We start from the raw sequence: 20,878 nt of genomic DNA on the forward strand, positions 1-20,878 counted from the left end.
TGGCCGGCGGTCAGGCCGGCTGCAGGGCGCGGATGCGTTCGAGGGCTTGGGTGAAGGCGTTGCGCCAGGGCCAGCGGGCTGGCAGGTGCAGGGTCCAGCGCCGGGCGGTGCGGGTCAGTCGGCCGGGCAACGTCAGCCAGCGGCGGCGCAGGGTGCGGGCGGTGCGGATGGTCTGGTTGGGGGCGCCAAGCAGCTGGGTCCAGCGCAGCAGGTTGTGCGCGATCGCGGCGAGGACCGTCCAGGCGCTGTTGGCGCAAAAGCGGCCGGAGGGGAAGTGCGCGAGGGCCTGGTCTTTGAGGTCGCGGATGGCCAGCTCGATCTGTGCGTGCTGGCGGTGCTCGGCCTCGACGAGCGCGAGGTCGTCGGTGCGGTTGGTGATGAACGCGTAGTGCTCCCAGGTCGGCAGCAGCTGGCCTTGGCGGTCGAGGGTGCGAACGCGGCGAATCACGAGCCGGCGGCTTGTGGCCCATTCGGTTTCGGCGATCTGGGCGATCGAGGTCTTCGGGTAGTCCTCGAGCGTGGTCCATGCGGTCTCGTCGATCGCTTCGATCGCTGCTCGGATCTTGGGGTTCTGGCGAACGCCGATCGAGAAGTCCCAGCCCGCGGCCTCGAGCTTGTCGAAGGTCTTGTTGTTCCAGAAGCCGCTGTCGGCGCGCAGCAACCTGGGGCCGGTCGCGTTCGTGCGGGCGATGCGGGCGATGAGCTCGTCGAGGAACCGGCCGGCGCCCCTGGAGGTGTTCGCCGAACCCTTCCTGAGGCGGATGTGCAGGACCTCGCCGGTGTCGGCGCGCGTGGCGAGGATCGGATGCATCCCGCGCACGCGGGTGTAGCCGAACGCCGCGCCCTGCTTCTTGGATCCGTAGACCTCACCAACGAACGAGTCGAGGTCGATCACCAGCCGCCCGTCGCCCGGCCCCGCGCCAGCGGCCCAGGCGCGCGCGACGAGCTCACCGAGGACACGGTCGAGCTGGCGGACGTGCCCGAACGTGAACGCCCGCAAGAACGTGCCGAGCGTCGACGGGGCAAGCACGCGGTGGCCGACCAGTTCGGCGGTGCGCCCCGAGCGCAACAGGTCGCAGTCGTCGATGCAGTCGGCGCCGAGCGCCATCGCCGAGACCAACGTCATCGCCTTCGCGCCCTCCAGGCCGGCGCCGGGACGATCACCGAGATCGACGGTCTCGTCGATGAGCTGCTCGGCCCCAAGGCGTTGGGCAAGCGTCGCGACCAGCGCGATCCCGGCGCTGGCGACCGCCCGCTCATCGTCAAAACAGACGTCGATCGCGTCCAGTCCGGACGGCCCGCCATGCTGCACCACGAAGGTGACCTCCTGCTGCAGGACCCCGGATGCCGCTACATCCGTGAAAAGCCCTGCTCAGGAGGTCATTCTTCGCTAGCAACCGGACGACACCGGTCTAGCCTCGCGGTGGATCGAGGCTAAGTGTGAACCGCGTGCCCGGTTGCGGTTCGACAACCCACACGCGCTGTCGTCTGCCTCTTCGCCAGACGGCGGCGGGCGTGACCTCAGGTAGGTCCTTCAGACGCGTCAGGCGGGGCGGCTCGCTCTTCGCCATGTGGTCGACAACGCTACCTGCGCGCGAGTTCCGTGACCACGGCAGCGATTGCGCCGTCGGGCAGCCGGACACCAGGTCATGCGGTGGCGTGACTCGCGGCGCTTAGGGGCTTTGGGCACCGGTGCCTCGGGCGGCTCGGCGGACGGCCCTCGAGGCCTCGGGGAGCTGCTCGGTTTCACCGATCCGGCCGGGGGGCAGGTCCAGGCGGCCGGGGTCTTTGGGGTGATCGCGGCGAAGGGGCTCGGGCGCACGGTCAGCTCTCGCCGTAGCAGCCGTCTCCGTCTCCGTCGCGCTGGCCGGGGAACTGCGGGTAGGGCGTGGCGTTGGGGTCGCCGTCGCAGCCGACCGACCCGCCGCCGGAGGACCCGCCACCTCCGGAGCTGCCGCCTCCGCCGGTCGAGCCGCCGGACGAGCTCTGCTGTCTGCGCTTCTTTGCGGCGGCCTGGCGGCGCTTGGCGGCCTCCTTGCGTCGAAGGGCGGCGCAGCGGGAGGCGGGGAGCGACCAGCGGCCAGTGCGGGTCGCCTTGGTGAGGCGAACTCGGGAACGAAAATGGGGAGCGAGCTCGTCCCCGCCGGCGCGTCGCTAAACGCCGAGCTTGCCGCGGACCTGGCCGACGCCAGGCGAGCTCGCCCGCCGCCGCCGCCACGCCGACGCGACCCGGCGCGGCTTTGCTCGAGGGTCTGCGGGACGACCCTATCGACCCACGCGTTGGGACCACGGTAGCTGTCGGACATCGACGCACCATGTCCGAGGAACCAGGGCCGAACCCTTGCGCTCAAGGTCGAGCGCGCTATCCCTTCCCCTAGGGCGAGTGCAGGAGTTATGTTTGCCGCATGCCACGGACAGCTGCCGCCGCGGCGCTCGCCATTCTGGTCATCGCAGGCTGCGGCTCAGACTCGAGCGGATCCGACGCCGAGTCGTCAGACCCCGGAACGGACTCGTTGCAGGCGTGCGTTGCTGACTGGAACTCCACCGCAGATCAAGACGCGCGCGGTCAGGCGTTCGGCTTGGCCGGGGGTTCAACATTCGGCGGAGTGCCCGCGTCAGTTACGGTCGCAGAATGGCCTGGACCCGTGGTCAGGATGACACTGTCTGGGACCGATGCCACCGTCTCGGAGGGCACGTGCGTAATTGTCGCCGGGCCAGTGGTTGGAGCCTTCGTCAAGGCTGGATCGTGGGAGCTCCTTGGCGCCGACGCTGACGCACTCGGATCCCTTGAAGAGCTCAGGGCCGCACCGAACGCCACCGTAACCGCCGAGGGCAGGATCACGCTCACGGAGTAGACGCATCAGCGCACGAAGCCAATCGAAAAGGCGAACGGCCGTGACGAGGACTTCCCACCTCGGTGCGTGTCGTGACCGCCTCGCTCAGAGACACGGTCGTCGTGACCGGGAGGGGCGCGACCAAGACATACCCGTCCGCCGCTCTCTAGAGGAACCACAGCACGCCGACCGGCATCCAGCGATCAGCGGGTCCGTCCGCATTGACCGCGACCTTCGTGGCATGCGGTGGCGCTGATGGTTACGTCGCCCAGGTACTCGTGGTCGCGGTCACGGCGGCGAGTCCGTGGCGCTCGAGGGCGTCGGCTAGCTCGGGGATCGTGGCGGTGCCGCGGCGTTCGATGGCCGCGAGGGTGGTGAGCTCGAGCCGTCGGGTCCGACCCCGACCAAATCGACGCGCAGCGCCAACACGCGCAGATGGCGGCGCTCGCACGCTCCCTTGCTCAGCGCGAAGAAGCTCAGCGCCTGCATAGCGTTCGCGTGATGAGGGCCACGGTCGGTGTTTTCGCCAGCGCAGTTGCGCTGATTCTTGCAACCAGCGGGTGCGGAGAGCAGAACTTCCCGGCGACCTGCAGCGAGGCCGCCCGCTCGGCGGGCAACCCCCCAGGCTCTGAGGACTTCAACAAAGAGGCGCGGCTCTGTGAGGAGACCCTCGAGTGCCTACAGGACGCTGAGTGCCTAAAAGCGTGAGCAAGCGCGAGACGAGGACGCCGAGGACACCGCAGGCTTGTCTCTCGCCGAGCTCGAAGAGAAGGTCGTGGCCGCGGTTAGGGAGCAGTTCGGCTCTGAGTCGACCGCCTCCTGTCAAGGCTCGGAGCCGTTCTCCGCCGGTGACCGCGCCTCGTGTGCCTTCGAGCTCGACGGCCAGAGCGCGACATCTCCGGTCGATATCCAAGCCGGTACGGACGGGCTGCGAGTGACCGTTGGTGACCAGCAGGAGCAGAGCCCACCCGACCCATCGCCGCGCGCGGACTGCCAGGGGTTCACTACGGTCAGCGCCGGCGTCGATTGCGACGAGGCCCAGAGCGTCTACGAGCGCTACCTCAACGGCGAAGGGGAACCTGGGCAGTCAAGGATCGAGGGCACGCGCCTAGACGAATGGACGTGCCTCGCTCCGCAGATGGCCAACGGCTCAATCTGCACCAGGGCGGGAGGCGATCGCTTCGAGGCCGACGACGGGGCCGGGTAGAACGAGGCCGTGAGAAGAACGTGGTCCACAGAGCGACGCAGAGCACCAGGTCGATACCGCCGACGGCGCGAAGCCGTGCGCGAGGTAGCGAGCCCCGAGTCGAACTAGCTCGTTGTCGAGCTCAGCCGTGTCCGGTCACGGATCCGACTCTCGTCCGAGAACCTGACCGGGGGCGCCCCGGAAGCACCATCCGCAGGGGCCATCCCTGCGGGTAGCGGATTCCGTGATCGCCGGCCGTCGAGACAGCCCCACCGCTGACGGGCCTTATCGCCAGGTGCCATTCGGTCGCTGGCCTTTCCGAGGGCGTCCTCCGCTCGACCGCGAAGACCGTGCTCTTCCGCGTGCGGTAGGCGGAGTCCGCCCGCCGGCAGGCCGACGGTCATGCCCAAGGCCGAGCGACTCGCCGCCTCTCCCCTGCAGCTGTTGATATGGAGATATTATCGCCAGCAGGAGGGGGCGCTCGAGCGTCGAGATCCGACCACGCCTCCCGCGCCCTGACCCGGCGAGGAGCCCGCGAAGGTCGTCCCGCGCGAGGACAGCGCCGGGCCCGTCAACCTGTCCCACCGTGCACTCATTCTTCCTCGGCTGCGCTTGGCGCATTCCGCCGCTCGGAGCTCGTCGCGACCCAGTGCCGCCAGCTCACCCTCAAGCACTAGGGCGTCAGCTACGAGCTCCCGCCCTCCAAGACCAACCAGGCCGGCGTCCTGAACATAGCTGATTACCTGGAGCGTTCGAGGAATACGTCGCTCCACGCAGCTAGAGGACCGCGGCAGCGGCGCTTCTAGGCCGCCGCTGCCGGCTTCGGCTCGCGATCAGGGGGTTTGGTGCCGCTGCGCGTGCTTCGCCTGCGCCTCCGTGGGGTTCTCTGCCGCGAGAGCCGCATCTCGTTGCATCTCTTCCAGGCTCGGGAACTCCGGTTCGTCGAAGCGCGCGGATTCGACGGTGCGGCCGTCGGCGTACACGAATCGCAGGCGCGAATTCTTGCGTGGGACCTGGGGCGAGTAGAAGGAGAACGCGCCGTCCTCCTTGGTCGGTACGCCCTCCGCCGACACTCCGTCCGCTTTGAGTTCGACCTTCACGATGTCGCCGTCTGCGACGCCCGATACCAGGACCCCACCACCGTCGACCGGCTCGACCTGAAACCCAACCGGCGCGCCCTCGGACTTGCAGTTGCCGCCTTCGGGGGGCAGCGGCAGAAAACGTCCCTTGCTATCGACTGCGCCGACCTCATCGCCTCGGACGCGGCCGGTGGCAAAGCAGGCCTGACCGTTTCCGTTGCGGTAGGTCGCGATCGCGAGTTGCCCCTTCGGCCCCGCAGCCTTCTGCTTGATCTCCGGCGCTCTCACCGGACGCACGTCAGGGCCTTGCTCCGATTCGGTGGGAGCTGACATGCTGATCCCGGTTAGGCCGCCAGCGGTCACGGCAAACAAAAGCACGCCCGCTCCCGTTCGAGAAAGTCTCATCCTCATACCTCTCTTAGGTGTAGATCACGCGGCAGGTTTGCGTGGTGTAGTTGTGGCCATAGTGCCCATGAGGGGAAAAGAAGCCGTCCTTTGCCACCGCCGCCAGGGCCTGACACTCGTTCTTGGTGCCACTTGCGTAAGCGCTACTCCACTGCTGGCACAGATCGGTCCCCCCCGTGACGGTCGAGGCCGGAGAGTAGTAGCCCCACTGCAGATCGCCGACGCGGCAGTAGTTGAGGTTCAGACCGGTGGAGTCGACTCGCGCGAAGAAGGACTGATCGGTCGTTGACGAGCCATGCACGACGCCGTGATACCCGCCCCCCGTGTTGTGCCAATGATCAGCCGTCGCGGCCGAGGCGGCGAACGCCACCAACGCTACGGCCAGCACGAGGCCCTCGCGCAGAATCTCTCCCGTTGTACGCATGTGCGACACCGTACTCAGGTCCATCGACAACTTGCAAGTGGAGTGCCCCGGTCCGGTGGACTGGTGGGGTTTAGGCGGCATGGTCCTGTGACTCAGAGAGACCGTCTCGAACCGGGCGAGAGAGATCCCGTCCCGCGGGCGACTCCGGCGAACAGCCCACCGGGTCGGCGCAACGGCCTACGGCGTCACGATCCGTGGTCGGCTGAGATCGTCGCGTCTTGGGTCAGCCTTGGTCGTCGACGAGGCGGCGGCTGGCGGCGGCGGGGTCGTGTTCGCGGAGGTAGCGCTGGGTGGTGGCGATGTTCTTGTGGCGGGCGCCGGCGGCGATGTCCTGGAGGGGTACTCCGAGCGCGGCGGCGCGGGTGACGTAGGTCGCGCGGAGTCCGTGGGCGCTGGTGGGCGTGAGGGTTCGCGTGAGGCGCTTGACGCGCTGGGAGAGGTTCTGGCGGCTGTAGCGCCTTCCGGTGGGGGAGCGCACGAGCGGCTCGTCGGGCTCGCGCTCCTTGGCCAGGTCCTCGAGGAGCTCGACGATCGGACCGGAGAGCTCGACGTCTTGCACGCCCGCGGTCGCTCCCTTGCCGTGGATGCGCAGCCGCGTGCCCTGCAGGTCTGAGACGTTCAGGGCGCAGACCTCGCTGGCCCGGAGGGCGTGCTGGCTCATCAGGCGCACGGCAGCCGCGACGTCGGCGCCGGCCTTCGCTGCGAGGGCGAGGAGCTCGCGTTGCTCGTCGCGCGCCAGGGCGGGCTGCTGGCGCTGGTGCTTGGCGACGTCGACGCGCACCCGGCTGCTGGCCTGCACCGGGCTCGCCCCGATGAGGCGACGCTCGACGGCCAGCCCGTAGTAGCGGGAGAGGGTCGCGCGCTTGCGGGCCTGGGTGCCCTTCGCTGCGCCGGTGGCCTCCAGGCGCCGGCGGAAGTCGTCGACGTCCTCGGCGGTCGCCTCGAGGAGGTCCTGGCGGCCGCGGCGCGCGAGGAACCCGGCGAACTCGACGAGGTCCCGCGCGTAGGCCTCGCGGGTGCGCGGCGCCAGGTCGGCGCGCAGCAGCACGAGCGCCAACGACTGGCCGTCGAGCTCGGCGCCGTCGGCCAGGCGCACGTCGCCGTCGTCGGCGTCGGCCAGCAGCCGGCGCGCGGTCGCCGCGACGGCGCGGGAGTCCTCTCGGCTGAGCAGCTTCGGCGGGCGCCCGCGCGCGGGGCGCCCGTCGCGATGTGGTTCGAGGTCAGAGCCCATTCAGGGTGTCGTTTCGCGCTCGAAGGGGTCTCTTCCTTCCCCCGTGATCGTATTTCCTAACGTACCTACGGAAACAGCGTCACGCGCACGTGTCAGGCGTCTGCGAGATGCGACGGATACGGCGCCAACATGAGACCGTTCAGCGGCTTCTCCGCGCGACACTTTTTGGTAGCGCGGTTCGCGGTCGCACGGAGAGTCAAACTCTGGGTGAGCCAGGTAGTTGACCCGGCGGTCGGTCGCTTGGGCGCCGCTCGTCACTCGCGAACAAAGTGCCGCTTAGGCCCCGGTTCTGGGGCTGGACGTGAGAGAAGTCTCATGAGCCGGGCGCAGCGTGCTGCACCGTTTTTTGCGGTCAGGGATCCGGCGTACCTCGGCACTGGGCAGAGGCGCCGCGACAAAAGGAGGTCCCTCATGGGCCGCATGGCGGCGAAGTACACGATCGCGACGGCGATCACGGTGGTGGGGCTGGTCAGCGTCGGCAGCCCGGCGCGGGCGCAGGAGGCCGACACCACCGCCCAGACGATCCAGGCGGTGGCTCCCGAGGCGCTGCAGGGCGACGCCGACGCCACGGTCCGCGAGGACCGTCCCGTGGCGCTCAGCGTCTCGCAGGAGGGCGGCAAGGTCTCCGTGGCCGACCAGCCCGAGAGCGGTGTCAAGCTCGACTCGAGCACCGGACCGGCGGTCAAGGTCGGCCTGCCCGCGGCCACCAAGAGCGACGACGCGCAGGCGATCTCCTCGTCGGCCGTCGCGTACGACAGCGGCCTGTCCAGCACCGTGGTGGTGGCGAAGGAGGACGGGGCGCAGGTCCTCGCCACGATCGAGTCCGCGGAGGCGCCGGAGCGCTTCCGCTACCCGCTCACCCTCGCCGAGGGCCAGACGATCCAGGCCACCGGCGACGGCGGCTACGTCGTCCTCGAGGCCGACGGCACGACGATCGCGCTGACGATCGCCCCGCCGTGGGCGAAGGACGCCACGGGGGCCGCGGTCCCGGTCCGCTACGAGCTGGACGGGACCGATCTGACCATGGTCGTCGAGCACCGCTCCAGCGAGGCGACGTACCCGATCGTGGCGGACCCGCGCTTCGCGTGGGCGTGGCACGGGGTCTACGCGTACCTCAACCGCAGCGAGTCCAAGAGCGCGGTGGCCTGGGGCTCCTGGGCGATCGCGTTCATCCCCGCCAGCCGCGTCGTCGGCGTCGTCACCGCGATCATCGGGGCGCCGCCGATCCAGGCCATGGCCAACCGGGCGATCGACCGCGGCTGGTGCCTGGCCGTCTACAAGAGCCACTTCCGCACCACCCCGGAGCCGTTCGCCTACCGCTGCTAGCAGCGGGCTCGGGCGGCTTTTCGGGAGCCCGGCGCCGGGAGCACGTCGTCCCCCGGCCGATCTGGACAGACACCGCAGAGACGTCGCGAAGGGCGGCCCGCACGGGCCGCCCTTCGGCGTCGTTCAAGGGGACGCGCCCGTTCTCGTGCGCGGATGCTGCGCGGCCTGAACCTCCTCACAACGCGCTACCGCGAGTACATGCAGCATCTTCGCGGCGCGCGTCCGCCTCCTAGACCACAGCTTCGGCACGAGCGCTTCATCCGTCCCTCTGTGCCGGCGTCCGCCTTCGGAAGGACGCAACTCCGGGCCGTAAACCTCGCTCTGGGGCTCTTCGACGACAAGGCCGTGCAGAGCGTTTGCGGCCCGCCTGCAGCTGTGCGTCTGATGCGCACACGACGAATGTCGCGAGCGCGCGGCCGCGCCGGTACCCGCCGCACAAGTACCGTTTCGGTCATGATGCACCGGATTTCGACGTGCAATCGCGGCAGACTTTTCGTGCGGAGCCCCTGGGGACGGCGCGGCATCGTCGTCGCCCTCGTCGGGAGCGCGTTCTCCGCCGGGCACCTCGCGGCCGAAGGGCCCAGTCCGGCGCAGAGCAAGACGTCCGCCAAGGGCCCAAAGGCGTCCATCAGCCTGGCCGCAGCGCAGGGCGGGAAGGTGTTCCTGCGGGCCGACGGACGCCAGCGCGCGAAGGACCCCTCGCGCTTCGATGGGGTGTTGGGAGTCCGGGCCCTGCCGACCACCGGTCGCTACACGCTCGTCGTCCAGGTCGCGGCCGCGGCTGGCCGGCCCGCGGGGAAGCTGCGCTACGACGTGATGCTCACCGGACCGTGAGCAGGGCGGCGTGAGAGATGTCCCACCGGCCGGGTGGGCGGCGTGCTCGAGTCCCGTAGATGTTTCGCTCACCGCACGACGATCTTCTGCTCGCGTACCGCGTCGCGGCCCTCGGGTTTCTGGTCGGGGGTCTGCTCGCGATACCGGGGGCGCTGAACGCGCCCGGGTTCTCGGATCTCGCGCGCGGTTCGGCTTTGGTGCTGGGCGCGGCGATCAGCGTGGTGGGGGCGGGCTTGACGGTGCGCCCGGACCGGCTGCGACGCATCGTGCACGGTCGTCCGGAGTTCGTCGTCCCAGGGCTGTTCATCGCGAGCTTTGCCGTCAACGCGGTCTACGGCATCGAGTACGGGCCGCTCTTCTTCTTCTCCGCGGTCGCGATCACCGTTGGCGCTTCGCTGCTTCCCGGCCAGGGCTGGCTGACCTACAGCCTCGCCGCGGTCGTCGTGAACTTCGCGCTCCTGTTCCTCACGGGCCAGTCGGGCGAGCTCGCCGAGAACGAGAACGTCGCCTGGGTGGCCATCGCGTTCCCCGCGAACTTCGTGGCTGGTGCCTACGTGGGCAAGACGTTCATGCGGATCGCGGTGCGCATGCGGCGCCTCGGGCTGCTTGCATCGCGCGAGCGCGAGCACCTGGTGCGCCTGCGCGGCGAGCACCTTCCCGCGCTCGAGCGCCACACCGGGGAGGCCACGGCGATCCGCGCCGCGATGTCCGCGTTGGCCGAGGACGCGCCTGCCCCCCGGCGCGAGGCGCTGCTGAGCGCGGTGGCCCGCTCGGAGCTCGCCCAGCGCCGCCTGGAGTCCTCGGTCAGCCCGGACGCTGGCGGCCTTGCGGGCGACAGCACCTCCTGGATGCTGCTGGACTCTGCGAGGACGGCCTTGGGTGCGCGGGTCGTCATCGAGCGATTCACCGTGGCTTCTGAGCTCGAGCGCCTCTCATTGCCGGCGATCCGCGCGTTGCAGGAGGTGCTCGCGCAGACGATCGCTAACGCTTCGCGTACCGCGACCTTCAGGGAGCTCCGCGTCGACCTGCGGCCCGAAGGCCTCGGGCTGATCGCGGAGATCTACACCGGACCCGAAGACGACCGGCCCGGCAGCGGCGAGGCGGCGGCCCCCAGCGGGGGTGGCGGGCTGGGCGGGTCTCTCGCGCGCGACGCGGTCGAGGCGGTGAGCCCCGGCAGCAGCTTCCGGTGGGGTCCCAGCCCGGGCGGGAGCGGATGGATCGCCCGGGCGCACCTCAGTGGTTTGCACCACGACCAGCCGGCGGCGCGCGCCGATGACGTCCCGAGCACTGACCACGTCCGCCAGGTCACCCTGTGGACCTCGCAAGCGCTGCGGGCCCTGCGCTGGGCGGGCGCCGTGACCATGATCGGTGTCTCCGCTCTGGACCTCGATGAGCGTCAGGTCACGGCGACCCTGATCGCCGTCGGGGCCACTGCCGGCGTGGAGTTCTTCATGAGGCGCGCCGGAATGCGGGGCGAGGACCGCACCGACGACAGCATGGTCTGGGCGGCGCTGGCGATAGCTTTGCTCGCGAGCGCCGCGTTGCCGCAGGGAGGCCACTACCAGTCCACTGGCTTCGCCGCCGCCGTGATGGTCGAGGTGGCCTGGCGCAAAGGACTTCGCGCCTGGGTGGCCGTGGAGCTCGCGCGCATCGCCGTGATCCTCGCGACGATCTACGTCCCCGACGAGAACGTGCTGCGCGCCCTGAGCGCCCAGGTGCTCTTCCCGGTGGCGTGCGGGCTGGCGGCCGCGGCCGCTCACCGCCTGGTGTCGCGGACGGCCGCCGCCCAGCAGGACGTCGGTACCCAAGCAGAGCGCTCCGCCGTGCTCGCGCAGGTCGCCCGGAACCTCTCCGTGCGCCACGAGCTCTTCGGGGCCCTCAGCGACGCGCTCGCCACGCCCACATCGGCGCAGGAACACGACCTCGCAGATCAGCTCGCCGACCTGCGCAGCAGGATGACGAACCTCGGCACAGACATTGACCGCTGCTACGACGTCTCCGACGAGCTCGAGGACGCGGTCATCGCCGCCTTCAAGTCTGTGCTCGAGGTCCCCGTCTACACCCTCAACTTCTTCGCGATCCCCCGTCTGAACACCAACTACACGGGTGCCGCGATCCGTCTCTACGGAGCGCGAGCCCGCCTGCTGGACGAGCTCAGCTTCGCCGCCGAGCACTTCATCAGGCCCGCCGTCCCGGCAACCGCGTTCGGCAAGCCACAGCTGCGCTCCGTGCACGTCACCGCTCGCCCGCTTGACGACACCGCCGCGGTGCGCCTCGACATCACCACCACCCCGCGCCACCAGAGCACCGAGCGGCTTATGCGCAACCACACGGTCCGCGCCAGCGGCGGGATCTCCGTCACGCCGATGCCCCAGCACGTCACCATCACCATTTCGGAAGGGAGCCGCATCTGATGCATGTCCTCGTCTACGACGGTGAACCTGACTCTGCGCGCGGGCGCGGCGCCGCTCTCGCGGACCGACTCGATCTCGCCAAGGTCCGCGCCCCGCTCGTCCTCGAGCCGATCTCCAGCCGCAACCTGCTGCTCCTCCGGCTCGCCTGGCTGCAGCACCAGGACCAGCCGGTCTGCGCGCTGATCGATCTCTACGCCGGCGACGAGTCCGCCGACCGCAGCGGCGATCGCATCCTGGCCACCATCACCACTCACTCGCACCTCGCGCGGACCCGTGCGATCGCGATGACGCAGTTCATTGACGGCTCGCTCACGAGCCTCCTGGACACCGGCGTCTTCGCGATCCTCGATTGGGCCAAGCTGTGCGAACTGCCCCGCACCGCCTCGACCGGTGACGAGTTGCACCGCCTGCTGCACGACCCTGGGTTCGCGCCTGCGGAATCCCCACACGGGTGGATCCTCGCGCGACGCGCCGCCGAGGTCCGCACGCACCACGCAAAGACCGCCGAGAAGCTCTGGAACAAGCGCGTCACGACGCCATTTCACCCCTGGTACTTCCAGGCGATCGAGGCCCTCGCCAGCAACACCGATCAGACGACGGTCCGCAAGCTTGCAACCGGCCCACACGCGACGAAGTTCCGGCACTTCGATGAGCTGAAGGCCGGACTCGAGCTGTTCGCCGGCGCGACCGGGGACGTCCCGACCGGCGCCCGCCGGTTCCTGCTGGGATGCGGCTCGCGTCCCTCCCCCGGCCCCACGATCACCCGGCGCCCCGAACTCGACCCCGCCTGGTCGGACCCCGAAGCCGAGGCCTGCGCCTTCCTCACCGGCAGGCAACTCGACGCGCTGGCGACCCTGCGCGATCGCTACGCCGACCTCACATCTGCCCAGCGCGCCGGCGCGTCCGCGTTCAGCGACGCGTGCGCGCACATCGCCCGCAGCGAGGAGCGCGACCCCCTCGAACTGCGCGAGGCGGTCGACATGGCGATCACGCTCACGCGCGAAGCCAGAAGCGACCTCGACCGCTTCCCCAAGGCCATCGTGCTCGCCCGTTTCCTCGAGCTCCACCTCCGCGCCGCCGACCTCGACAGCGGACCGCGCGCCCGCGCCCTCGAGCAGGCCCGGGCGGCGGCGGGCGGACATGCGATCGACCAGTGGTTCGACCCGCCCGCCCCGTTCGGCGCCGCACCGAGCAGCGACCGCGCGACACCGCCGGACGCCAACGGGGACCCTTTGGACAGCACCGCGATCGCCGAGCGCCTAGGAGTGCTCCTTCGGGCCGACGCCTTCCACCGCTGACCCGCATGGGGCGCCCTCCGCGCGACCGCGCCCCAACGGTGCCGGACAGCGGGCCAAGCCGCCGCGTCCCGGCACGTTCGGCGCCGCACGCCGGGCATGACCTCCGGGGGGCGGGGTCAATTGCAGCGACGCTGCCCGGCCGTCTTCAGCAGGTGGCGATCGGTTCGATAAGGGTGTTCTCGAGGCCCTCGCTCATCGGGACGCGGGCGACGAGGCCGAAGACCTCCTCGCCGAGGGTCCGCTCGTTACGGCGGCCCAGGACGCGGCAGGCCTCGCGGCCGCGCTCGCCGCGCTCGACTCGCTGGGTGGCGATGAGCTCGTGGACGGTTCGGCATCGTCCGCGTTCGTTGGCGATGTCGTCCACTGGTGCCCGCCAAGCCAGCAGACCAGCCCTCACGCGCCCAGGCCCAGCGCGCAGCCTCCCCAGACCCGCGCGGCCGGACGACGCAGGCCGGGTCTTTGAGTGGATCACGACTGCGAGGTCAGCTGGATCGCGCGCGAGTCGCCGCAACTAGCGAAAGACCTGGAGCGGGACATGAAGCTGCATAGCGAAGCCGCCGCTCACGAAGCGGTGAGCCACGCCTTCCGGCGGCGCGACGTTGGCATTTGTACCCCGGGGCGCAGGACAATGCGGGGATGACGACGAGCCGCGGCCACGACGACCTCCAACGCCTCCTCGATCTCGATGACGACCTGCTGCTTGTGCAGCTCGCCGACGACGTCGCTGCGGGTGTTGGACCGCTTGACCCGGACCGTAAGCGCCGGATCGCGAAAGCGTGGCTCGACGCGCAAGAAGACCGGTTGCGAGACGCGGTCTGCAGCGACCCGCGTGTGTCAGCGGCGAGGGCTGACGGCGAAGCTCTACTCATCGCTGCGGCGATCGCCGACTTGGTCGCGCCGCTCTTCGGCGGACCCCCGGCTGCGACGGTCGCCGTACTGCTCGTGCGGCGGGGCCTCGATCGTCTCTGCGGGTGACCGGCGAGACCAGCGACGCGGACCGCTTGTATGCGGGCCTGCGCGCGGCGCTCGAACCGGCAGGTCCGGGGCGTGCCGGGTCGGCGACGTCGGCGGAGCTGTGGCTGCACGCGGCGCTGCTCGGCAGGGCTCCGTCGGGTCAGGTCAGCGCACACGATGCCGAGACGCTCGCGGAGTCGGTGGCTCGCGGCCGCTTGGAAGATGCGCTGCGTGAGATCGCACCGTTCCTCGGCGACCTCGATGGCGCGCACGCGCGCGACCTGCACGTGCGCCCGTTGCGGTCCGGGCTGCACGCTGCGTTCACGTTGCCTTTGCCTTCGGGCGGCCTGATCGTCGTCGACGACGCGACGCACGACCTGACGTACTCCGCAGCGAAGCTCATGATGGCCGGCTGGGGACCGCCGCCGGAGCAGGCGTCTGGCGACACGGCACGGTCGCTGCCGTTTTTCGACTGCGTACGGGTGCTCCGTCTGGAACTCGGCATGCTTCGGTGGGCGGGCGAGCTGTGGCAGCCGATCTACGTCCGCGTCCCGGACGCGGATCGCCGCACCGCGGCAGTGCTCAGCGCGTGGGCGGTGCAGTTCATCATCGCGCACGAGGTCGGGCATCTCGCGCTCGGCCATCTGCGCACGGAAAGCGGGACGTTGCCTCGCCGCACCGATGACGAGGAGCACGCCGCGGACGAGTTCGCCGTGCGGGCGTTGCGGAGGATGGCGCGGGCTGCGCACCCCGACGCCGCGCCCGTCGGCGTCGAGCTCGACGCGCTCGTGCGCGTTGCGGTCCGGTTGGCGCTCGGGGTCGTGCACGCGGTGAGCACGACGTATCTCGTCTGCGGTGATGACCATCCGTCGACCGCGGCACGCATGGCGTTCCTCGCGGCCGGTGAGATGCGCGACGTCCCACCGCAGCCGCTCGAGCAGCCGGCCGAAATCTTGTTCAGCGGAGTCGAGTCAGCCGCGCTCACGTCCGCCCCACCCGTTGAGGCACTGGTCGCCGCGCAGCCGAACCTCGCTTTCGCAATGTCTTATCCGCCGGAAGCGATTGCACGGATCGACGAAGTCGACCGCTTGGAGCTCATCGCCAGAGCGCCGCTGCCGACTCTGCTTTCGGCGCTCGGCGCCGACGTCGTCGGCGCGGTCGCCGGCCCGCCCCCGCCGGAAGTACTCGCCGCAGCCCGCCGGGCCGACGAGATCAATCGTGCGGACGGCGACACCGCCTCGGTGCCGGTGGGCTCTTGGGTGCAATGCGCGGCGGGCCGCTGGTGGCTCTTCGATTGGCTCCTCGCGCAAGGCTCTCCGGAGGAGGTTTCGGCGGCCTTGCAGCCGCGCGCGGCGACCCGGTTCGCTGACTGGGCCGTGTGGCTCGATGCCATCTGCCCGCGGGACCAGCACGCTGCGGCGCTGGCCGCGTTGCTCGTCTACGTCCAGTACGGGACCGACGCCGACGGGCATGCGATGCGCGACTCCGGGCTGATCGACGAAACGCGCCGCTGGCTGGACGCGCACGCGCAGATCGTGGTCAGCTGACCGACGACGGTCCTGTTCGGCGTCCGCCCTTTGCAGCGTGGGGCGGATGAGACAGACCGCAGAGCCTCAAGTGCCCGCTCGGACGCGTACCGCGAAGCACTCAGTGAGTCCTCGTCTAGGTCGGACTCGCGCGCCTGGTAGGGCGGCGAGCGTGATCAGACGGCGCTCCTCGCCTAGCGCGACGAAGGCGTCGACGACCGCATCGTGGCGGTCTCGGAGTTGGGCCGCGAGCACGCCTGCGACCAGGCGCTTCTTACGGTTCTCGCTTGGAAGCGGGTCGGGCGCTCCTACCGCCAATAGCACCTCGCCGATGTTGTCCCGGTCTCGGCGACGCACCGAGAACACGGTCTTCGTTAGCGTGCGCCTATGTCTCGGCGAACCCTATTTATAGCTAGCACGCTCACCGCGGTCTTTCTGTCGGTGTCGTTCGCTCAGGCGGTCGAGCAGCGCCTGGCGGGGCCTTTCGAGTACCCGAGCGAGGTAGCGATCGCTGCCGACTCCGGCGTACTCGCTCACGTTGTGCCGCGATCTGATGGTGGCGCTTCGCTTCGCGTTATCCGCAATGGCCGAGCGAAGACGGTCATGACGAGCACTGCTCCGCCCACTCGACCTGTGCTGTCGCGGGATGGCCGGTACGTCGTCGCCAACGATTCTGAGCGGGCGCAAGGCGTAGTAAGGCGTGACCTGCGGACTGGAAAAAACGTCCGGCGTCCCGGCTTCTCGTTGTACGGAGGAGGTGACGCCACAGCTCGGCGAGTGTTCGTGAACAAAGGGGATCGCCGGTCCGTGGTCGGCATTCTGGACGTGGTAACAGGAAAGTTCGCGCAGCTCACGGTGCCTAGCCCCAGGGGATACCTGCCCTGGCCGGACACGGTCATGAGCCCGTCGGGACGTTGCGCGGTGGTCAAGTACGTGCGCCCCAGCGGCCAGGAACCCAAGTGGCGACTTTTCTACGGGCAGAGCCGGAAGGTCGTCGACTTCCCTAACGCGCGAAGCACTCCGGGACGCGCCTCAGTTTCGGACGCGTGCGACCGCGTCGTTTACCCCCGATCAGGGTCCCAGCTTCCGGGCCGTTCGCAGGGAGAAGCGACGGCGCGCCTGTCTTCGATGGCGGTGGCAACGTTGCGAAGTTCGTGGTTGGTCCGAACATCTCCGAGATAGCCGACGTGACTCGCAGCGGCCGAGAGGTGACGTTTAGCTGCGGACGAAACCTGCGTGACCCTGCCACGGGCGCAAGGAGCTACATCGCGGGTCTCTTTAGCTTCGATCTGACTGCAAACGTCTACCGCCGCTTTGATTCACAGGGGTCCGTCCTGGACGCGTCGAGTGATTCCGGCTTCATCTATCTTGCTCGCGCGATCCAGGGGACCGGAGCCCGCCAGCTCTCGGAGATCGTCCGGATTCCCAGATCCGAAGGGCTCGCCCTTGGCTCCGACGTTCCTGACGAGTGTGCCGCTGACGAAAAGTAGGAACTGGAGGCCTTGGTCGGCGCAACGGCGCCCGAATCGTCCTCCGCTCGGGCCGCCCCCCAGGCCGGCACCTGCGAATGTCGCTAAGCCTCGATCCACCGCGTAAACGGTGAGCGCGCTCGGTCCGAGGGGGTCGAGCGCGTGAGCGGTGGCTCGGGAAGCCGATGGTCCGCCAACTGAGCTAGCGGTCGCCTTCGGAAGCTGTTGAGGCGGCGGTTGAGCAGGGTGTGCGTGCAGGGGCCGTCGCGGAGGTCCTGCGGTGCGATCGTCGTCGAACGAGTGGCCGGCGGTCAGGCCGGCTGCAGGGCGCGGATGCGTTCGAGGGCTTGGGTGAAGGCGTTGCGCCAGGGCCAGCGGGCTGGCAGGTGCAGGGTCCAGCGCCGGGCGGTGCGGGTCAGTCGGCCGGGCAACGTCAGCCAGCGGCGGCGCAGGGTGCGGGCGGTGCGGATGGTCTGGTTGGGGGCGCCAAGCAGCTGGGTCCAGCGCAGCAGGTTGTGCGCGATCGCGGCGAGGACCGTCCAGGCGCTGTTGGCGCAAAAGCGGCCGGAGGGGAAGTGCGCGAGGGCCTGGTCTTTGAGGTCGCGGATGGCCAGCTCGATCTGTGCGTGCTGGCGGTGCTCGGCCTCGACGAGCGCGAGGTCGTCGGTGCGGTTGGTGATGAACGCGTAGTGCTCCCAGGTCGGCAGCAGCTGGCCTTGGCGGTCGAGGGTGCGAACGCGGCGAATCACGAGCCGGCGGCTTGTGGCCCATTCGGTTTCGGCGATCTGGGCGATCGAGGTCTTCGGGTAGTCCTCGAGCGTGGTCCATGCGGTCTCGTCGATCGCTTCGATCGCTGCTCGGATCTTGGGGTTCTGGCGAACGCCGATCGAGAAGTCCCAGCCCGCGGCCTCGAGCTTGTCGAAGGTCTTGTTGTTCCAGAAGCCGCTGTCGGCGCGCAGCAACCTGGGGCCGGTCGCGTTCGTGCGGGCGATGCGGGCGATGAGCTCGTCGAGGAACCGGCCGGCGCCCCTGGAGGTGTTCGCCGAACCCTTCCTGAGGCGGATGTGCAGGACCTCGCCGGTGTCGGCGCGCGTGGCGAGGATCGGATGCATCCCGCGCACGCGGGTGTAGCCGAACGCCGCGCCCTGCTTCTTGGATCCGTAGACCTCACCAACGAACGAGTCGAGGTCGATCACCAGCCGCCCGTCGCCCGGCCCCGCGCCAGCGGCCCAGGCGCGCGCGACGAGCTCACCGAGGACACGGTCGAGCTGGCGGACGTGCCCGAACGTGAACGCCCGCAAGAACGTGCCGAGCGTCGACGGGGCAAGCACGCGGTGGCCGACCAGTTCGGCGGTGCGCCCCGAGCGCAACAGGTCGCAGTCGTCGATGCAGTCGGCGCCGAGCGCCATCGCCGAGACCAACGTCATCGCCTTCGCGCCCTCCAGGCCGGCGCCGGGACGATCACCGAGATCGACGGTCTCGTCGATGAGCTGCTCGGCCCCAAGGCGTTGGGCAAGCGTCGCGACCAGCGCGATCCCGGCGCTGGCGACCGCCCGCTCATCGTCAAAACAGACGTCGATCGCGTCCAGTCCGGACGGCCCGCCATGCTGCACCACGAAGGTGACCTCCTGCTGCAGGACCCCGGATGCCGCTACATCCGTGAAAAGCCCTGCTCAGGAGGTCATTCTTCGCTAGCAACCGGACGACACCGGTCTAGCCTCGCGGTGGATCGAGGCTAAGCGGCGCTCTGGACGAGCGTCGCGCACCCGGATCACGTGTCCGAGAATGCCCTTCTCCGGACATGTGCCACCAGCCGGTCGCTAGGCGGCGCCTGCGTAGCGCGGCGACCGGCGGGCGGATTCTCGAGACGCGTCGGCGTGCGTAACGGCGATCGACCGTACTGGTCTGACCCGGGTGGCGGTTGGACAAAGCGGCCGACTCCGCCCAGGGGGCGGCGCACAGCTGAAGCCAGCCTCGTGTGGCGCGCACAAACCACAGGAAACGCGTTCATCTGAGCTCAGGCCGCGGCTTACCCGACAGAGGGTCAGGCCCGCTCCTGGCCGAGTGGAGCAGCGCGATCCAGCGCTGGGCCTCTCGGTCTAGGGCGCGTGCGCAAGGACCTGCACTAACGAACGAATCACCAGGTCGGTCGGGAACAGCAAACCACTGCCGACCCTCCGAGCATCACGCATTGCGTGATATCGCATCACGCCGTGCGTGATATTGCGGGCCTCGGGGCTCCGCACAAGGCGGCGCGCGAATCGCGTAGGTGCTACCGCTTCTGATGTCGTGGGTGCTTGGGAGGATGTGGGTGTGGCTCGTCGCCGGAGACCTGTTGACGCACCGCCGCCGCCGGTTCTGGGGGTTGATGATGAGCCTCGGTTCGTTGGTGAGGGTCACGTCGGTAGAAGTGGTGTAGGAGGACACCGGGTCCGGACGTAGTCCGACCACCGTGGTGTCCATGCTCGTCGGTCCCTTCCACAGGATCGATGAATGGAGCACCACGATGGCCGAGGACCGGATGATGACCCCTGCCGATGTCGTTGCGCGAGCGATGAGCGGCGAGCACGGAGATCTGTTGCGCGACGCGGTCGCGCTGGTCGTGCGTGAGTTGATGGAGGCCGAGGTCGCGCAGCTGACCGGGGCGGGCCGCGGTGAGCGGTCCGAGGACCGCGTCGCGAATCTCAACGGGTACCGCCAGCGGGCGTGGGACACCCGGGTGGGGAGCATCGAGCTGGCGATCCCCAGGACGCGGTCCGGGCCGTCGTACTTCCCGAGCTTCCTGGAGCCTCGGAGCCGGTGTGAGCAGGCGATCGTGAGCGTGGTGATGGAGGCCTACGTCAACGGCGTCAGCACCCGCAAGGTCGATCGGCTGGTGGAGCAGCTGGGGATCGGGGCGATGAGCAAGGACCGCGTCAGCCGGCTCTGTCGTGATCTGGACGAGCTGGTGGCCGAGTTCCGTGAGCGCGAGCTCACGGACGCCTATCCGTACCTGTGGCTGGATGCCAAGCACGTCAAGGTCCGCGAGCGCGGCCGGGTTGTCTCGAAGGCGCTGGTGGTCGCCTACGCGGTCAATCAGGACGGGGTGCGGGAGGTGATCGGCCTGGATATCGGCCAGGTCGAGTCGGGCCCGTTCTGGGTGGCGTTCCTGCGCTCGCTGAAAGCCCGTGGGCTGCACGGGGTGCAGCTCGCGATCAGCGACCACCACGAAGGCCTGAAGGCGGCGATCGCGCAGGTCCTGGACGCGCCGTGGCAGCGCTGCACCGTGCACTTCGTCCGCAACATGCACGGCCACTGCCGCCGCAACGAGCGCGGCCTGATCAGCGCTGGCCTGCGCGAGGTCTTCCAGGCCGCCGACGGCACCGAGGCGCGCCGCCGCGTCGGCGAACTGCTCGATCGCCTCGCACCGGTCGCTCCGAAGGTCTGCGAGCTGCTCGATGCTGCCGAAGAGGACCTCCTGGCGTTCTACGCGTTCCCGAAAGCGCACTGGAGCAAGCTGCGCTCGACCAACCCGCTGGAACGGGTCAACAAGGAGATCGGCAGGCGTTCGGATGTCGTCGGGATCTTCCCCAACGACGCGTCCGCGATCCGGCTCTGCGGCGCCGTCCTGATCGAGCAGAACGACGAGTGGCTGACCTGCCGGCGCTACCTCTCCGAAGAGTCGATGGCGGTCGTCCTGGCGGGCCCCATCGAGGACGCCGACGAGGTCCACGACCTGGAGGTCGCGAGCCTTGCGGCCTGACCCCCTCCGCTGGAGGCTGCACGCGTTGGGGGTCTCGCCTCGGCTCGCCCTCCGGGCTCACCTCAGCGACACCCCCAACGCGATCCGAGAGGAGAAGAGCCCCCTCCACACGGCCTGACACGCCGCGATGTACCCGACGAGCGAGCTACACCACAA

General features: G+C 69.5%; 15 protein-coding genes. 9 read left to right on the forward strand and 6 right to left on the reverse strand.

Annotated features, from left to right (window positions below; all coding sequences use genetic code 11):
- Positions 1-10: 10 nt before the first annotated feature.
- A complete protein-coding gene (locus tag GKE82_RS24305; RefSeq protein WP_196189339.1) occupies positions 11-1,315 on the reverse strand; it encodes an IS1380 family transposase in 1,305 nt (434 codons plus the stop codon).
- A 2,020-nt stretch (positions 1,316-3,335) separates the two neighbouring features.
- On the opposite strand from GKE82_RS24305, the gene GKE82_RS24310 reads away from it, so the two are divergent.
- Both GKE82_RS24310 and GKE82_RS24315 read left to right on the forward strand, forming a co-directional pair.
- On the forward strand, positions 3,336-3,542 hold the full coding sequence (locus GKE82_RS24310) for a hypothetical protein (protein ID WP_154735532.1): 207 nt from the start codon (positions 3,336-3,338) through the stop codon (positions 3,540-3,542).
- Between the two features lie 37 nt (positions 3,543-3,579).
- Positions 3,580-4,041 carry a hypothetical protein gene (locus GKE82_RS24315; RefSeq protein WP_154735533.1) on the forward strand — a complete coding sequence of 154 codons (462 nt, stop codon included), beginning with the start codon at positions 3,580-3,582 and terminating at the stop codon, positions 4,039-4,041.
- Positions 4,042-4,853: 812 nt separating this feature from the next.
- On the opposite strand, the gene GKE82_RS24320 is transcribed toward GKE82_RS24315, so the two are convergent.
- From GKE82_RS24320 to GKE82_RS24330, 3 genes are all read right to left on the reverse strand, one after another.
- Positions 4,854-5,432, reverse strand: a complete 579-nt coding sequence (locus GKE82_RS24320; RefSeq protein ID WP_154735534.1) for a hypothetical protein — start codon at positions 5,430-5,432, stop codon at positions 4,854-4,856.
- A gap of 85 nt (positions 5,433-5,517) precedes the next feature.
- On the reverse strand, positions 5,518-5,958 hold the full coding sequence (locus tag GKE82_RS24325; RefSeq protein WP_154735535.1) for a hypothetical protein: 441 nt from the start codon (positions 5,956-5,958) through the stop codon (positions 5,518-5,520).
- A 193-nt stretch (positions 5,959-6,151) separates the two neighbouring features.
- Complete coding sequence (locus GKE82_RS24330; RefSeq protein WP_154735536.1) at positions 6,152-7,159, reverse strand: site-specific integrase; 1,008 nt, start codon at positions 7,157-7,159, stop codon at positions 6,152-6,154.
- A 411-nt stretch (positions 7,160-7,570) separates the two neighbouring features.
- Here GKE82_RS24330 and GKE82_RS24335 point away from each other — a divergent pair, with 411 nt between their 5' ends.
- The 4 genes from GKE82_RS24335 to GKE82_RS24350 all read left to right on the forward strand — a co-directional run bounded on the left by GKE82_RS24335 (position 7,571) and on the right by GKE82_RS24350 (position 13,031).
- On the forward strand, positions 7,571-8,485 hold the full coding sequence (locus tag GKE82_RS24335; protein WP_154735537.1) for a hypothetical protein: 915 nt from the start codon (positions 7,571-7,573) through the stop codon (positions 8,483-8,485).
- 153 nt (positions 8,486-8,638) lie between these two features.
- The gene (locus GKE82_RS24340; RefSeq protein WP_154735538.1) at positions 8,639-9,319 is read left to right on the forward strand and encodes a hypothetical protein; all 681 of its coding nucleotides are present in this window, start codon (positions 8,639-8,641) and stop codon (positions 9,317-9,319) included.
- Between the two features lie 59 nt (positions 9,320-9,378).
- Positions 9,379-11,733, forward strand: a complete 2,355-nt coding sequence (locus GKE82_RS24345; RefSeq protein WP_154735539.1) for a hypothetical protein — start codon at positions 9,379-9,381, stop codon at positions 11,731-11,733.
- A complete protein-coding gene (locus GKE82_RS24350) occupies positions 11,733-13,031 on the forward strand; it encodes a hypothetical protein (RefSeq protein WP_154735540.1) in 1,299 nt (432 codons plus the stop codon). Before GKE82_RS24345 ends, GKE82_RS24350 begins: the two co-directional genes overlap by 1 nt.
- 145 nt (positions 13,032-13,176) lie before the next feature.
- Here the strand turns inward: GKE82_RS24350 and GKE82_RS24355 are convergent, their stop codons facing one another.
- Positions 13,177-13,395 carry a hypothetical protein gene (locus GKE82_RS24355; protein ID WP_154735541.1) on the reverse strand — a complete coding sequence of 73 codons (219 nt, stop codon included), beginning with the start codon at positions 13,393-13,395 and terminating at the stop codon, positions 13,177-13,179.
- Between the two features lie 272 nt (positions 13,396-13,667).
- Here GKE82_RS24355 and GKE82_RS24360 point away from each other — a divergent pair, with 272 nt between their 5' ends.
- Together GKE82_RS24360 and GKE82_RS24365 are read left to right on the forward strand one after the other, a co-directional pair.
- Positions 13,668-14,006 carry a hypothetical protein gene (locus tag GKE82_RS24360; protein WP_154735542.1) on the forward strand — a complete coding sequence of 113 codons (339 nt, stop codon included), beginning with the start codon at positions 13,668-13,670 and terminating at the stop codon, positions 14,004-14,006.
- A complete protein-coding gene (locus GKE82_RS24365) occupies positions 14,003-15,532 on the forward strand; it encodes an ImmA/IrrE family metallo-endopeptidase (RefSeq protein ID WP_154735543.1) in 1,530 nt (509 codons plus the stop codon). The genes GKE82_RS24360 and GKE82_RS24365 overlap by 4 nt, the downstream gene beginning before the upstream one ends.
- A 1,759-nt stretch (positions 15,533-17,291) precedes the next feature.
- Here the strand turns inward: GKE82_RS24365 and GKE82_RS24370 are convergent.
- A complete protein-coding gene (locus GKE82_RS24370) occupies positions 17,292-18,596 on the reverse strand; it encodes an IS1380 family transposase (protein WP_196189339.1) in 1,305 nt (434 codons plus the stop codon).
- 890 nt (positions 18,597-19,486) lie between these two features.
- Here GKE82_RS24370 and GKE82_RS24375 point away from each other — a divergent pair.
- The gene (locus GKE82_RS24375; protein ID WP_154735015.1) at positions 19,487-20,722 is read left to right on the forward strand and encodes an IS256 family transposase; all 1,236 of its coding nucleotides are present in this window, start codon (positions 19,487-19,489) and stop codon (positions 20,720-20,722) included.
- Positions 20,723-20,878: the final 156 nt, after the last annotated feature.

Source organism: Conexibacter sp. W3-3-2, assembly GCF_009707605.1.
In the GTDB taxonomy this organism is placed as follows: Bacteria; Actinomycetota; Thermoleophilia; order Solirubrobacterales; family Solirubrobacteraceae; genus Paraconexibacter; species Paraconexibacter algicola.

Coding starts and splice junctions, on each gene's coding strand:
- GKE82_RS24360 (WP_154735542.1), top strand. CDS start 13,668: ATGACGACGAGCCGCGGCCACGACGACCTCCAACGCCTCCTCGATCTC.
- GKE82_RS24320 (WP_154735534.1), bottom strand. CDS start 5,432: ATGTCAGCTCCCACCGAATCGGAGCAAGGCCCTGACGTGCGTCCGGTG.
- GKE82_RS24335 (WP_154735537.1), top strand. CDS start 7,571: ATGGGCCGCATGGCGGCGAAGTACACGATCGCGACGGCGATCACGGTG.
- GKE82_RS24310 (WP_154735532.1), top strand. CDS start 3,336: ATGAGGGCCACGGTCGGTGTTTTCGCCAGCGCAGTTGCGCTGATTCTT.
- GKE82_RS24330 (WP_154735536.1), bottom strand. CDS start 7,159: ATGGGCTCTGACCTCGAACCACATCGCGACGGGCGCCCCGCGCGCGGG.
- GKE82_RS24350 (WP_154735540.1), top strand. CDS start 11,733: ATGCATGTCCTCGTCTACGACGGTGAACCTGACTCTGCGCGCGGGCGC.
- GKE82_RS24345 (WP_154735539.1), top strand. CDS start 9,379: ATGTTTCGCTCACCGCACGACGATCTTCTGCTCGCGTACCGCGTCGCG.
- GKE82_RS24340 (WP_154735538.1), top strand. CDS start 8,639: ATGCTGCGCGGCCTGAACCTCCTCACAACGCGCTACCGCGAGTACATG.
- GKE82_RS24375 (WP_154735015.1), top strand. CDS start 19,487: ATGGCCGAGGACCGGATGATGACCCCTGCCGATGTCGTTGCGCGAGCG.